Origin of the sequence: Bradyrhizobium sp. B124 (assembly GCF_038967635.1) — a bacterium.
Taxonomy (GTDB): domain Bacteria; phylum Pseudomonadota; class Alphaproteobacteria; order Rhizobiales; family Xanthobacteraceae; genus Bradyrhizobium.
Window position 1 is genome coordinate 3501873 of record NZ_CP152413.1, and the last position, 13583, is coordinate 3515455.

The window sequence follows — 13583 nt, forward strand, 5'->3', positions numbered from 1 at the left end:
AATACGAGAAATGTGCAGCGACGGAGAGGCAATACCGACGCTTGCCGGGCTCGCCGCCGATATGTCTGACTTCGTCACATTCCGCTCCCAACCGGGGGACGGTTTCTTACTAGCAACAATTCGTCAATCAAGGGTTGAGTAGGCCCATGGGATTCGATTTGCAAGACACGGCTGCGTGCGACGGATTGTCCTGTTCCCGATGCAGGACGCGCGCGATCCCGTGGTTAAACATGGCTTAACTATCAAACGCGCGGCGCACGCACCTATCCGGTCCGCGACCGGACGATCGACCGCGGCAACGACGCCAGCAGCAGCACCAGGCAGACGCACAGCAGCACGATGTCCTTGAACAGGAACTCGCCGGCCAGGTTCCAGGCCATCGGGTCGGTCGACAGGCTCCATTTCACCACCCCGGGTGTCGTGAAGAAGAACGACCAGGTCACTGCAAAGGTGATCACGCCCATCAGTGCGCCGATCGCGGACAGGATCGGGCTGAAGGCGCCGGCGGCAAGCAGCAGGGCGATGCCGAACTCGGTGACGCCGAGCACATAGGCCTCGCCGCGAACGCCGAACACCGACAGCCACGAGACGAACGGGCTGTTGCTGATGAATTGCACGATGCCTTGCGCCGATTGCAGCGTGAACTTCTGCATGCCGAACGACACGAAGATCACCACCATGACCCAGCGCAGGATCGCGAGCAGACGATAAGGCCCCTCGCCTTGTTCGGCGATGTTGAACGACAAATTCATGCGGATGTTTCTTCCCTTGCTGCGATGCCATCATCAGCCGCGGTTGCGGCGTTCGTGGCAGGATTACGCAGCGCGCCCCGCGCGCGTTACGCGCGAGAGGCCGTCACGGCCTTCACAAGGATGTGCGGATGAGGTGATCGGCAGGGACGGCGGACGGCCGCAGCCTCAAGCCGCGGTGAGCAACCCGCCGACCTTCTCGTAGGCTTCGCCCTTGAACTGCATCAGCTGAAACTGCTTGATCGGCACATAGTCGCTCGGCGTGGTTTTGAGCGTGATCCCGGGAATCAGCAGCGGCGCGGCGAAGCTCTTCAGGTTGGTCGCCTGGTGCAGGATATCGGCCCGCGTCAGCTGGTCGCCACATTGCCTGATGACGTGGGCGGCGGTTGCCGCGGCGGTGTAGCCGATGGCGTAGAGGTCGTCGGCGCGATCGGCGTTCGGGACGTAGCGGTCGAGGAACGCCATGTATTGCTTCATATCAGGCGTGTCGGCCCAGAGCGGATTGCCGGGGTCCTGTCGCGTCGCGAAAGCGAGAATGCCCTGCGCGGTCTCGAGGCCGGCGGGCTCGAGCGTCGCGCGGACCGAGGCATTGCCGGCACCGAGAAACATCTGCGGCCGCCATTCGAGCGCGGCCATCTTGCGCAGCGCCTGGCTCGCCATCTTCGGGATGGTGATGAGGAACACCACGTCCGCGCCGGACAATTTCATCTGGACGATCTGGGAATCGATGGTCGGATCGCCGACCGAGTAGTTCAGCTCCGACGTGATCTGCGCGGTCTTGGCGCCGAGACCGGTCTTCAGGCCTGCCAGCGTTGCCTTGCCGGCATCGTCGTTCTGATACAGCAGGCCGATCTTCGCATCGGGCATGGTGGCGGCGATGTAGCGGCCGACGACACCTCCTTCGATCTCGTAGGTCGATCCGCCGACCATGGTCCATGGATTGGCCTCCGGGTCCGACAGCTTGCTGGCGGCCGCCGCAAGGAACAGCTGCGGGACCTTGCGCGCGTTCATGTATTTCTGCACGGCGATGTTGCCCGGCGTTCCCATCGCGCCCGCGATGAACAGCACCTCGTCGCCTTCGACCAGGCGCCGCGCCGCTTCGACCGATTTCGGCGGGCTGTAGGCGTCGTCATAGTTGATGAACTTGATCTTGCGGCCGTTGATGCCGCCGGCGTCATTCAGCATGCGGAAATAGGCATCCATGGCGTTCGCAAGCACGCCGAACGACGACACCGGGCCGCTGAGCGGGCCGAACTGCCCGATGCGGATTTCCTGATCGCTGGCACCGGGATCATAGGAGGCGCCGGCAAATGCCGCACCGCCAATGGATGCCGCGAGCCCAGCCGCTGCCGTCCCGAGCAGCGTTCGACGGCTGATCGTCTTCATCGGTTTCCTCCACTGGATTTGGACGCCTTATGCGGCGCCTCTTTCGAATGCCGCGCGATATTGCGCGGCGATCTCGTCGACGATGTCGGCCGCTCCCGTCACCGCACGCACGCCGGAGACCGAATGACCGGCACTCCAGACCTCGATCCAGCGCCGCGGTCCTCCCGCGTCGCCCTTTCCGCCGAACTTTTCGCGCGCGCGCGCCTCCGACACGGACTCGTCGAGATTTGCCGGATCGAGACCCGCGGCGACGATCGAGGGCCGCAGCATGCTGGCCTCGAGGCCGGTGAAGGCCTTCGTCAGCATGATGTCGTCGAGCGTGCTGTCGACCAGCATCCTCCGATAGGCATCGCTCGCCATGCTCTCGCGCGCTGCAATGAAGCGCGTTCCCATATAGGCGAGATCGCAGCCGAGCAGCCGCGCCGCGGCGAGCGCGGTGCCGTCAGTCACGCCGCCCGCGAGCACGACCGGACCGTCGAACATGGCGCGCACCGCGCGCACGAAAGCGAATGGATTGGCCCAGCCGGTCTGCCCGCCGGCACCGGCGGTGAGCAGGATCAAACCGTCGGCGCCCGCCTCGATCGCCTTCTCGGCATGCCGCAGCGAGGCGATGTCTGCGAGCACGAGACAACCGACATCATGCAGCGGTGCGACCGCCGCCGCCGACGACCCCACGCTGGTGATGACCATCTCGACCTTGTGCCGGACGAGACAGGCGAGATCATCCTTGAAGCGCGGTTGGCGGATGATGAGGTTCGGACAATGCGGCGCGGCCGGCCGGCCGAGATCGGCGACATTACGCTCGATCTGATGCAGCCAGGCATCGAGCTCCTCGACCGAGCGGGCGTTCGCGGTTGGAAACGCGCCGATCGCGCCGGAGCGGCAGACCGCCGTCACGAGATCGACGCCGGAGACGCGCAGCATGGGAGCTGCGATCAGTGGCAGACGAAGCCGTTCCGCGATCGCGGCGGGGAGCGCGCTCCGGCGCGCAGCGGCCTGCATGATCAACGCCCCTTCCACACTGGCTTGCGTTTCTCGGCGAATGCCTTCAGCCCCTCGGTGCGATCCTCGGACTTCAGCGCGCGTTCCGCGATCGGCCCCTGTGCGGTCCAGCCCTCTTCATCGGTCCAGTTCGCGGCCTGGAAGATGATCTCCTTCGACGCGGCGAGCGCGGTCGGCCCGTTGACCAGGAGCTCGTTGCCGAAGGTAACCGCCGCCTCGAGCGCCTGTCCGGGTTCGACGAGCCGGTTTACGAGGCCGAGGCGTTCGAAGTCCTCCGCGCTCTTGAACTGCCCGGTCGCGCCAGCTCCATGGCGACGTGATAGGGAATCCGCTTCGGCAGCCGAAACAGGCCGCCACCGATGGCGACGACATTGTGCCTGACTTCCGGCAGACCCAACTTGGCGTCCCGCGCGGCGACGATGAGATCGCAGGACAGGCAGAGCTCGAGCCCGCCGCCGACGGCATAGCCCTCGACGGCTGCGATCAGCGGCTTGCGCGGCGGACGGCGAAACAATCCGAAGCCGCCGCGTTCGGTCACGCCGCGCTCGCCGCGCGCCACCGCCTTGAGATCGGCGCCGGCCGAGAAGTTGCCCCCCGCGCCGGTGATGACGCCGACAAACAGGGCATCTTCCGCGTCGAGCAGATCCATCGCATCGCAGATGCCGCGCGCGAGCGCAGCGTTGCACGCGTTGCGCGCTTCTGGACGGTTCAGCGTGACGACGAGGATGTGGCCGCGCCGTTCGGTCAGAACGACCTGTTCGCTCTCAGTGGTCATCGCTACGCCTCACAATGCGAAGGTAAAGCCGCCATTGACCGGATAGGTCTGGCCGGTGATCCACGCGCTCGCATCGGAGGCGAGGAACAGCACCATGTTGGCGACGTCGGACGGCAGGCCCGGGCGGCGAATGACGTATTTCTCCATCATCTTCTTCTGCCGCTCGGGATCGGCCTTCAGCCGCGCCTCGATCGCGGGCGTTAGCGTCGCGGCAATCGCCACGCAGTTCGCCGTGATGTTGTGGCGGCCGAGCGAGCGTGCGACCGCGCGCGTGAAGCCCGCGGCGCCCGCCTTCGCGCCCGAATAGACCTCGAGGCCCGCCTCGCCGGCGCGGCCGGCATCCGAGATGATGGTGACGATGCGGCCGCCCTTGCGCTCGATCATCTGCGGGATGCAGGCCGAGGCGCAGTTGATGACGCCGTAGAGATTGACGCCGATGAAGCTGTTCCAGACCTCCGGGCCGGTCTCCCAGAACGGCTTGCGCGCATCGGGATCGGGGGTCGCACCGGCATTGCCGGCATTGTTGACGAGAACATTGACCGGACCGAAGGCCTGCTCGGCCTTGCCGACCATCGCCTTGACCGAGGCGAGATCGGTGACGTCGGCCTGCACCGCGATTGCCTTGCCGCCGGCGGCATTGATTTCCCGCGCGACCTGCTCGGCGCGATCGAGGAAGTAGTCATTGACGACGATGCCCGCCGCGTCGGCGTCGGCGCGGTCTGTTACGTGCACATCCTGCAACGGTGACGCCGCCGCTCGAAGACGCTCCAGCTCACGCGCGCTGGCGCAGCGGCCGTGCGGCGTCCTTGGCCGGCACCGGCATGGTGAAACCGTACAGGAACAGGTCCACCACCATGTCGGCGAACTCGCCGGGATCGACGCCGCCTTTCGGGTCGTACCAGGTGTGGCTGAAGTTCAGGATGCCGAACAGCATCATGCTGTAGATCTTCTTGGTCCGCTTGACGATCTTGCCTTCCTTGTCGAGCTCGACCAGGAGATCCGAGACCGTGTCGACGAGCTGGCGTTCCAGCGCCTTGATCGCATCCTGCTCGGTCTCACCGAGGAACGAGAGGTCGTTGAGGATCACGCGCTGCTCGTCGCTCGAGCGCGCATTCAGCGCGACGATGGCCTGGATCGCGGCGCGGAACTGCTCCAGCGTCGCCGCCTTGCCGGCCATCGCGACCTCGACATCGGCGATCATCTCGCGGATATGGGCATCGAGGATCGCGAACAGGATCGCTTCCTTCGAGTCGAAATAATGATACAGCGCGCCGCGCGACAGCTTGCAGGCATCCGCAAGGTCGGCGATCGAGGCGCGCATATAGCCCTGCCGCGCGAACAGGCCGCAGGCGGTAGTGAGGATGCCCCGCTGGATCTCATCGTAATTTTCTGAGCGCGTCCGCGCCATACCCGTTTCTCTCGTACACCATCGGCGCCGCCGGAATCGGACGACACCCGTCTCTCTATACTACTGCCGCTCCACGCCCTCCTCCCCTTTGCGGGCACCGTCCACCAGAACTCTTCGACTTCCCGTGTCCCGGCCTTGACCTGCGTCAAAAAATAATTTGAACGACCGGTCGGATTATATTAGAGTGCCTGCCATCAAGCAAGCGGATTGCGCACGCCGGAACCAATCCGGCGGCATCGAGGGAGGCTGCGCGTGGATTCTCATAAGGTCGATGCTGTCGTGATCGGAGCCGGCGCCGGCGGGCTGTGCGCCGCGGCGCGGCTCGCGCATGGCGGGCTGCATACGCTCGTCGTCGACGACAAGGACCGGCTCGGCGGGCGCGCCTCGACCGAGGAGATCGACGGCTTCAAGGTCAATATCGGCGCGATCGCGATCGAGTTCGGCGGTGTGTTCGAGGAAACCTTCCACGCCGTCGGCGCGCCGCTCGACATCCGCGCGCCGGAGCCTGCGAGCTCGTTCTTCATCGACGGCAAGGCGATCGATGTCGGCCGCGGCGGCTGGTCGCTGCTGCTCGGGCAGCTCACGAAACAAGCCTCGCGCATTCTGGAGAAATTCGCCGATGCCCGCTCCGGCAACCTGCCCGACGGGCGGCAATCGACCGAGGACTGGCTGAAGGGCTACACCAGCAACACGACGGTGCACGCGCTGTTTCGCAACCTCTGCGCGGCGATCTTCGCCTGCAACGCCGCCGAGCTGCCGGCCCGCGCCTTCCTCACCTATTTCACCAGCAAGGGTGCCTTCAAGAAATTCGGCTTCTGCCCGCAGGGCACGATCGGCGTCTGGAACAGCCTGGGCAGCGCGATCCGGCGCAATGGCGACATCTGGCTCGGCACGCCGGCGACCACGATCCACACCGCCGACGGCCGTGTCGAAGGCGTCACCGTGCTCCGGAACGGCGAGAAGGTGCGGATCGACACCGATCTCGTGATCAGCAATGCCGGACCGAAAGCCACCGTCGCGCTTGCCGGTAGCGAGGCCTTCCCGGCGGACTACATCGCCAAGGTGAAGAACGACCTTCGCCCCGCCGCCAACATCGTGATCAACGTCGCGAGCCGCGAGCCGCTGATCAACCATCCCGGCATCATCACCTTCGGCAAGACGCGCCGGCTCTGCAACATGGCGAACCTCTCCGCCACCTGTCCCGAGCTCGCGCCGCCCGGCTGGCACCTCTACGTCGCCTACGCCGTGCCGGTGCCGGCGCTCGGCGATTTCGACTCCGATGCCGAGGTCGCGCTCGCGCTCGAAGACCTTCGCGAGCAGTTCGCCAATTTCGATCAGGCGAAAATCCTCTCGATCCGCGTGATGCGCGACGACTGGCCGGCGCAACGCAGCTGCGCCGGTTACGACCTGCCGCGCGAGACCGGCATCGAAGGCCTGTGGTGCGTCGGCGACGCCGTGAAGCAATACGGCAATGGCGGCACCCAGGCTTGTGCCGAGACCGCCAGGATCGTGACCGATGCGATCTTCGCCGCGCGGCCGCGCCGATCGGCCGGCCGGGTCTGAGCGCGATGCCGACGACCATTCCGCATTCGACGCCACCGGCAGCGCCCCAGGCCACACCGGCGCGGGAGTGCCTGCTCGAATTCCGCAACGTCCGCATCGTCTACGACAACGCGATCGAGGCGATCCGCGATGTCTCGATCGCGGTGCCCGAAGGCAACATCGTCGCCCTGCTCGGCTCCAACGGTGCCGGCAAGTCGACACTGCTCAAAGCGATGTCCGGCATCCTCTACACCGAGGAAGGCGTGATCGAGAACGGCAGCATCCGCTTCCGCGACGACGAGGTGCATCATCTTGCGCCGGATGAGCTGGTGCGCCGCGGCATCGTGCAGGTGCCGGAGGGCCGCCGCGTGTTCGCGGCGCTGACCATCGACGAGAACCTGCAAATGGGCGGCTATACCCGGACCGGCGCCGAGGCGCGCGAGCACCGCGACAAGGTGTTTGCGCTGTTTCCGCGGCTCTATGAGCGGCGCGACCAGATCGCCGGCTACATGTCCGGCGGCGAGCAACAGATGCTCGCGATCGGCCGCGCGCTGATGACCGATCCCGTGCTGCTGGCGCTCGACGAGCCGTCGCTCGGCCTTGCGCCCTTGATCATCGACCGGATTTACGAGGTGATCGTCCGGCTGCGCGACGAGCTGAAGATGACCGTGCTGCTGGTGGAGCAGAACGCGCAGCGCGCGCTCGATATCGCCGATTACGGCTACATCCTGGAGACCGGCCGCGTCGTGCTCGACGGCACGGCCGCGAGGCTCACCGCCAACGAGGACGTCCGGGAATTCTACCTCGGCGTCTCCTCCACCGGCCGCAAGAGCCTGCGCGACGTCAAGCATTACAAGCGCCGCAAGCGGTGGCTGTCGTGACCGCGCTGCTCACAGTCGAGAACCTGTCCAAGCGCTTCGGCGGCCTGCAGGCGGTCGCCGATGTCAGCCTTGAAGTCGCGGCGGGCGAGATCTGCAGCGTGATCGGCCCGAACGGCGCCGGCAAGACCACGCTGTTCAACATGATCTCGGGCGTGCTGCGGCCGAGCGGCGGCCGGATCACCTTCGACGGCATCGACCTTTCGACCATCTCGCCATGGAAGTTCGCCGCTGTCGGGATCGGCCGCACCTTCCAGAATCTGGCGCTGTTCAAGCACGGCACTGTGGTCGAGAACATCCTGACCGGCCGCCACACCCATCTGCGCTCGACCGTGCTCGACGCCGTGGTGTTCTTCGGCCGCACCCGCAAGGAGGAGATCGCGGCCCGGCAGCGGGTCGAGCACATCATCGAATTCCTTGAGATCGAGCATATCAGGGACGCCGTGGTCGGCACGCTTTCCTACGGCCAGCAGAAGCGTGTCGAACTCGCCCGCGCGCTTGCCTGCGAGCCGAAACTGCTACTGCTCGACGAGATGGTATCCGGCATGAACCAGGAGGAGACCGAGGACATCGCGCGCTTTGTGCTCGACATCCGCGACGAGCTCGGCATCACCGTCGTGATGATCGAGCACGAAATGCGCATCGTGATGGACATCTCCGACCGCATCCATGTGCTGAATTTCGGCCGCAAGATCGCCGAAGGCACACCAGACGAAATCAGGCGAGATCCGGCGGTCACGGAGGCCTATCTCGGCAGCCAGCGCGCCGAAGCGATGGCAAAGGCAGGCGCGTGATGTCGACGATGGACAGCCTGCGCACCACGCATCCGCCGCTGCAGGCCAGCGCCGCGCGCAGCGCGCCCGCGGCGGGCGCCGACGCGCTACAGGCGGCGCTTGCGGATGCCGCTATCACCATCCCGCAATTGCTGCGGCAGCGCGCCGCCGTGCATGGCGACGCATTGGCGCTGCGGGAGAAGAACTACGGCATCTGGAATCCCTATTCCTGGCGGCACTATTACGAGACCGCGCGCGCGGTCGCGCTCGGCCTGCTGTCGCTCGGCATCAAGCCGGGCGACCGGGTCGCTATCGCCGGCGAAAACACGCCGGAATGGTTTTACGCCGATCTCGGCACCCAGATGATCGGCGCGGTCGCGGTCGGCATCTATCCGACCAATCCCTGGGTCGAGCTGCAATATATCGTCAGGCATTCGGGCGCCCGGGTTGTCATCACCGGCGATCAGGAGCAGACCGACAAGGTGCTCGACGCAATGGCCAACAATGGCGGCCTGCCGGATCTGGAGGCCATCGTCTGCATCGACATGAAGGGCCTGCGGCATTACCGCGAGCCGGAGCTGATGTCGTTCGCCGCCTTGTGCGAGCGCGGCAAGGCCTACGCTGAGGCGAACAAGGAGGCCAACGCCACGCTCGACCGGCTGATCGGCCAGGGCGCGCCCGACGATGTCTGCATCCTCGTCTACACCTCGGGCACGACGGGCCCGCCTAAGGGCGCGATGCTGACCCACCGCAATCTCGTCTACGCCGCCTATGCCTACGCCAAGACCGTCGGTATTGCAGACAAGCCGTTCGAGGCGGTGAGCTATCTGCCGCTGTGCCACGTCGCCGAGCGCTGCTACGGCACCGTGACGCATCTCGTGCTCGGCGGCACCGTTTCCTTTGCCGAATCGATCGACACGGTCGCGATCAACATCCGCGAGATCGCGCCAACGTTCTTTGTCGGCGTGCCGCGCATTTACGAGAAGCTACAACAGGGCTTCCTGTTCCGCCTCGGCGAGAGCGGCCGGCTGCGGCAGGGTTTTACCAAGGCCTGCCTCGCCTGGGGCCGCACGCTGTCCGACCGCCGGCAGGCCGGCAAGGCCAATCGGCTCGATCGTGCCGCCTACGGGCTGCTTTACCTTCTGATGTTCCGCAATTTGCAGCGCCATCTCGGCTTCGCCACCAGCCGGCACCGGCTGTGCGCCGGCGCTTCGATCTCGCCGGAGACGCTGCGCTTCTTCGACATCATCGGCCGCCCGGTGTCGCAGGGCTACGGCCTCACCGAAAGCGGCGGCGTCGCCTTCATCCAGACGGAGAGCCATCACCGGATCGGCGGCTGCGGCGTGCCGCTGCCGCAAACCGAATGGAAGTGCGACGCCGATGGCGAGATCCTGCTGCGCAACCCCGGCGTCTTCAAGGGCTACTTCCTCGACGAGAAGGCCTCGACCGCTTCGCTGGAACAAGGCGGCTGGCTGCGCACCGGCGACATCATCGACATCCTCGACAACGGCGAGATCGCCGTGGTTGACCGCAAGAAGGCGATCATCATCACTGCCGGCGGCAAGAACATCGCCCCATCGGAGATCGAGAATGCGCTGAAGGATTCCGAATTCATCAAGGAAGCGATCGTGGTCGGCGAGGCCAGGAAGTATCTCGGCGCCATCCTCCAGGTCGACTACGACAATGTCGGCCGCTGGGCGCGCGACCGGGCGCTGGCCTACACCAACTACAAATCGCTGTCGCAGCTTCCCGAAGTGCACGAGCTGGTGGAGCGCATCGTGGACGAAACCAACAAGCGCTTCGCCCGGGTCGAGAACATCCGCCGCTTCGCCATCCTCGAGAAAGAGCTCGATCATGACGACGGCGAGCTGACTGCCACACAGAAGGTGCGCCGCGCCATGATCGAGAAGAAGTTCGCGCGCGAGCTCGCCATCATCTACCAGACGGAGGGCTGAATGCAGTATCTCCTGCAACTTCTGATCTCCGGGCTAGCGATCGGCGCGATCTACGGCCTGATCGCGATGGGCTTCGCGGTGATCTACAAATCCACCGGGCTGGTCAATTTCGCGCAGGGCGAGATGACCATGATCACGGCCTATATCGCCTGGACCATCTCGACCACGGTCAGCGGCAATGTGTTCGTCGTCGCGACGGGCGCGATCCTCGCCGCCATCCTGCTCGGCCTCATCATCGAGCGCCTGGTGATGCGGCCGATGCTGGGCGAGCCGGTGTTCGCGACCGTGATGGTCACGATCGGGCTCGCGGTCATCCTGCGCTCGGCCATCAACTTCATCTGGGATGCGTATCCGCACGGCCTCGATATCGGCATGGGCCGTGGCATCATGCATCTCGGCGGCATCGGCGTACGCACCGGGCAGATCGCCGTCATCGCGACGCTGCTTTTGCTGCTCGCCGCGATCTGGGCGTTCTTCCGCTACAGCAAGGTCGGCGTCGCAATGCGCGCGGTCGCGGCCGACGACCGCACCGCGCTCTTGATGGGCATCAGCGCCACCAAGGTTCACGCGCTGGCCTGGGCGGCGTCATCCGTGATCGCCGGCATCGGCGGCGTGTTTTTCGCCCTGTCCTACGATCTGTCGCCGGCGATGTTTCAGCTCGGGCTGAAGGCGTTTCCGGCCACGATCCTGGGCGGGCTCGACGCCGTGCTCGGCTCCGGCCTCGGCGGCCTCCTGATCGGCATCACCGAAAACCTGGCCGGCGGCTATGTCGGCTCCGGCGTGAAGGAGGTCGCGGGCTTTGCCATGATCATCGTCGTGCTGATGGTCCGCCCGTTCGGCATCTTCGGCGAACGCGACATCGAGAGGGTCTGATGCGCACCGGTGATTACAAGCAGAGCTATGGCGAGCTGGTTGCGCTGATCGATTCCCCGCCGGTGTGGCTCTGGTCGGCCGTGCTGCTGCTGGCGCTGATCGCAGCGCCCTATCTGCTCAATTCCTACGCGCTGTCGTTCCTGATGATCATCCTGATCACGGTGACCGGCGCGCTCGGGCTCAACATCCTGACCGGTTACACCGGCCTGATCTCGCTCGGTCATGTCGGCTTCCTCGTCACCGGCGCCTATGCCTACGCGGTGCTGGTCTCGAAATACCACATGCCGCCGCTGGTCGGCTTTCTCGGCGCCGGGGTGGTGCCGGCACTTGCCAGTCTGATCGTCGGCGCACCGTCGCTGCGGCTCAAGGGGCTCTATCTCGCCATCACCACGCTCGCCTTCTCCTTCATCATCAATACCGTGATCCTGGAGATGCGCTGGCTCACGAACGGCGCCCGCGGCATTCAGGTGCAGCGGCCGGAGATCCTCGGCATCAGCTTCGACAGCGATGCCGCCTTCACTTATCTCTGCCTCGCCTTCGCAGCCTTGACCCTGTTCGCCACCCTCAACATCCGCCGCAGCCGGGTCGGCCGCGCCTTCGTCGCGATCAGGGACAACGACACCGCGGCCCGCGTCATGGGCATCAATCTGCACGCCTACAAGCTGTTCGCTTTCGTTACATCCGCCTTCATCACCGGCATCGCCGGCGCGCTCTACGGCATCTATCTCTCCTTTGTCAGCGTCGAGGGCTTTCCGTTCCTGCTCTCGATCGAGGCGCTGGCGATCCTGATCGTCGGCGGGCTCGGCTCGGCGCTCGGCGCCGTGCTCGGCACCATCCTGATCGTGCTGCTGCCGGAGGCGACAAGGCTCGTCTTCAGCCTGTTCAGCGCGCAGATGGACGCGACGTTTGCGACCGGCGCGCAAGAGCTGAAGAGCATGCTCTACGGTCTCGTCATCATCCTGTTCCTGCGCTTCCAGCCGCGCGGACTGGTCGGCGCGTGGCACGACATCAAGCGGACCTGGGTGCACTGGCCGCTGCGCTACTAACCAAAAAAAGACGCACACAATGAGGAGGAGACAATGATCAGACATCTGGCGGCGGCCTCGCTGCTGCTCACCACGGCCTGTCTTGCCATCGGCCCCGCTTCCGCCGCCGACCCTGGCATCACCGACACCGAGATCCTGATCGGTGACGTCGAGCCCCTGACCGGCCCGCCGGCGCTGCTCGGCGTCGCGGCCTCGATCGGCCACAAGATCGCGATCGCGGAAGCCAATGCCGCCGGCGGCATCAACGGCCGCAAGATCAAGTATGTGCTGGAGGACGACGGTTACGTCACGGCACGCACCATCCAGGGCGTCAAGAAGGTGATCGACGTCGACAAGGTGTTCGCGATGATCGGCATCTCCGGCTCGGGCCAGTCGATCGCTGTCATGCCGGTGCTGGAGAAGTCCGGCATCCCGACCGTGATCGACGTCGCGCCGGTGAAATTCCTGTGGGAGCCGCCGCGCAAGAACGTGTTCGTGGTCGGCCAATCCTACGAGGAAGGCATCGTCCACCTCGTCAATTTCCTCGCCGACAAGAATCCCGGCAAGAAATGGGGCCTGATCACCCAGGACGACGATTACGGCATCACCGTGCGTGACGGCTTCGATACCGTCGTCAAGGCCAAGAAGCTGAACGTGGTCTACAGCGGCAATTACAAGAAGGGCCAGCAGGACTTCTCGTCCGACATGTTGCAGCTGAAGGATTCCGGCGCCGAGGTGTTCCTGGCCGGCGGCATCATCGGCGAGAACATCGCGATGATGAAGGAGCTCGAGAAGCTCAGCATCAAACCGGTGACCGGCATCTTCTGGCCCGGCCGCATCGAGCCCGTGCTGAAGCTGATGGGCCCGGCCGGTGACGGCATCTATGCGGTCGACTATGTCGAGCCGTTCGCGGGCGCGGCCGGCAGGGCGTTCCTCGATAAGGCCAAGCCGCTGGTGTCGGAAGCCGAGTTCAAGGGTATCAACCGCTACACCATGACCGGCTATGCCGCCGCGAAGGTCCTGATCGCAGCGATCGAGCGCTGCGGCAAGCAACCGACCTGGGCCTGCACCATCGCGGAGCTGGAGAAGACCAAGAATGTCGAGACCGGCGTGATGGCGCCGATCAGCTTCGGCCCCGGCGTCCGATTCTCGAACCAGAAGCTGCAAATCATGCAGGCCGATACGGCGACGCTCAGCTTCAAGCCGGTGAACTAGAA

12 protein-coding genes and 1 pseudogene are annotated in these 13583 nt (G+C 65.3%); 7 read left to right on the forward strand and 6 right to left on the reverse strand.

The genetic code is table 11. The annotated features are described in order from the left end of the window. Nucleotides 1–263 precede the first annotated feature (263 nt). The 6 genes and pseudogenes from AAFG13_RS16800 to AAFG13_RS16825 all read right to left on the reverse strand — a co-directional run bounded on the left by AAFG13_RS16800 (nt 264) and on the right by AAFG13_RS16825 (nt 5320). Nucleotides 264–752, reverse strand: coding sequence for a DUF417 family protein (locus tag AAFG13_RS16800; RefSeq protein WP_342712687.1), 489 nt, complete (start codon nt 750–752; stop codon nt 264–266). 165 nt (nt 753–917) lie between these two features. Beyond that, the gene (locus tag AAFG13_RS16805; protein ID WP_342712688.1) at nt 918–2135 is read right to left on the reverse strand and encodes an ABC transporter substrate-binding protein; all 1218 of its coding nucleotides are present in this window, start codon (nt 2133–2135) and stop codon (nt 918–920) included. A 27-nt stretch (nt 2136–2162) separates the two neighbouring features. Continuing rightward, nucleotides 2163–3137 carry a nitronate monooxygenase gene (locus AAFG13_RS16810; protein WP_342712689.1) on the reverse strand — a complete coding sequence of 325 codons (975 nt, stop codon included), beginning with the start codon at nt 3135–3137 and terminating at the stop codon, nt 2163–2165. Between the two features lie 2 nt (nt 3138–3139). Beyond that, a pseudogene (locus AAFG13_RS16815) lies at nt 3140–3912 on the reverse strand (crotonase/enoyl-CoA hydratase family protein). Nucleotides 3913–3921: 9 nt separating this feature from the next. Continuing rightward, nucleotides 3922–4644, reverse strand: a complete 723-nt coding sequence (locus AAFG13_RS16820; RefSeq protein ID WP_312011394.1) for an SDR family oxidoreductase — start codon at nt 4642–4644, stop codon at nt 3922–3924. Nucleotides 4645–4684: 40 nt separating this feature from the next. Then, on the reverse strand, nt 4685–5320 hold the full coding sequence (locus AAFG13_RS16825; RefSeq protein WP_342712690.1) for a TetR/AcrR family transcriptional regulator: 636 nt from the start codon (nt 5318–5320) through the stop codon (nt 4685–4687). A 252-nt stretch (nt 5321–5572) separates the two neighbouring features. Here AAFG13_RS16825 and AAFG13_RS16830 point away from each other — a divergent pair, with 252 nt between their 5' ends. From AAFG13_RS16830 to AAFG13_RS16860, 7 genes are read left to right on the forward strand one after another with little or no spacing between them, the layout of a single operon-like run. Further along, nucleotides 5573–6883, forward strand: coding sequence for an FAD-dependent oxidoreductase (locus AAFG13_RS16830; RefSeq protein WP_342712691.1), 1311 nt, complete (start codon nt 5573–5575; stop codon nt 6881–6883). A 5-nt stretch (nt 6884–6888) separates the two neighbouring features. Next, complete coding sequence (locus AAFG13_RS16835) at nt 6889–7743, forward strand: ABC transporter ATP-binding protein (protein ID WP_342712692.1); 855 nt, start codon at nt 6889–6891, stop codon at nt 7741–7743. Next, a complete protein-coding gene (locus tag AAFG13_RS16840; protein ID WP_212311569.1) occupies nt 7740–8534 on the forward strand; it encodes an ABC transporter ATP-binding protein in 795 nt (264 codons plus the stop codon). Before AAFG13_RS16835 ends, AAFG13_RS16840 begins: the two co-directional genes overlap by 4 nt. After that, a complete protein-coding gene (locus AAFG13_RS16845) occupies nt 8534–10468 on the forward strand; it encodes an AMP-binding protein (protein WP_212311570.1) in 1935 nt (644 codons plus the stop codon). The genes AAFG13_RS16840 and AAFG13_RS16845 overlap by 1 nt, the downstream gene beginning before the upstream one ends. Continuing rightward, nucleotides 10469–11341: a branched-chain amino acid ABC transporter permease gene (locus tag AAFG13_RS16850; RefSeq protein WP_212311571.1), complete on the forward strand. Its 873-nt coding sequence runs from the start codon at nt 10469–10471 to the stop codon at nt 11339–11341. It abuts the gene before it with no gap. Next, nucleotides 11341–12387: a branched-chain amino acid ABC transporter permease gene (locus AAFG13_RS16855; RefSeq protein WP_342712693.1), complete on the forward strand. Its 1047-nt coding sequence runs from the start codon at nt 11341–11343 to the stop codon at nt 12385–12387. Before AAFG13_RS16850 ends, AAFG13_RS16855 begins: the two co-directional genes overlap by 1 nt. Nucleotides 12388–12420: 33 nt before the next feature. Beyond that, nucleotides 12421–13581, forward strand: a complete 1161-nt coding sequence (locus AAFG13_RS16860; RefSeq protein ID WP_342712694.1) for an ABC transporter substrate-binding protein — start codon at nt 12421–12423, stop codon at nt 13579–13581. The last annotated feature ends 2 nt before the right edge of the window (nt 13582–13583 follow it).

What these genes read in the sequence shown, in the direction of transcription:
- AAFG13_RS16800 (WP_342712687.1), bottom strand. Translation starts at nt 752, where the DNA reads ATGAATTTGTCGTTCAACATCGCCGAACAAGGCGAGGGGCCTTATCGT.
- AAFG13_RS16805 (WP_342712688.1), bottom strand. Translation starts at nt 2,135, where the DNA reads ATGAAGACGATCAGCCGTCGAACGCTGCTCGGGACGGCAGCGGCTGGG.
- AAFG13_RS16810 (WP_342712689.1), bottom strand. Translation starts at nt 3,137, where the DNA reads ATGCAGGCCGCTGCGCGCCGGAGCGCGCTCCCCGCCGCGATCGCGGAA.
- AAFG13_RS16825 (WP_342712690.1), bottom strand. Translation starts at nt 5,320, where the DNA reads ATGGCGCGGACGCGCTCAGAAAATTACGATGAGATCCAGCGGGGCATC.
- AAFG13_RS16835 (WP_342712692.1), top strand. Translation starts at nt 6,889, where the DNA reads ATGCCGACGACCATTCCGCATTCGACGCCACCGGCAGCGCCCCAGGCC.
- AAFG13_RS16845 (WP_212311570.1), top strand. Translation starts at nt 8,534, where the DNA reads ATGTCGACGATGGACAGCCTGCGCACCACGCATCCGCCGCTGCAGGCC.
- AAFG13_RS16850 (WP_212311571.1), top strand. Translation starts at nt 10,469, where the DNA reads ATGCAGTATCTCCTGCAACTTCTGATCTCCGGGCTAGCGATCGGCGCG.
- AAFG13_RS16855 (WP_342712693.1), top strand. Translation starts at nt 11,341, where the DNA reads ATGCGCACCGGTGATTACAAGCAGAGCTATGGCGAGCTGGTTGCGCTG.
- AAFG13_RS16860 (WP_342712694.1), top strand. Translation starts at nt 12,421, where the DNA reads ATGATCAGACATCTGGCGGCGGCCTCGCTGCTGCTCACCACGGCCTGT.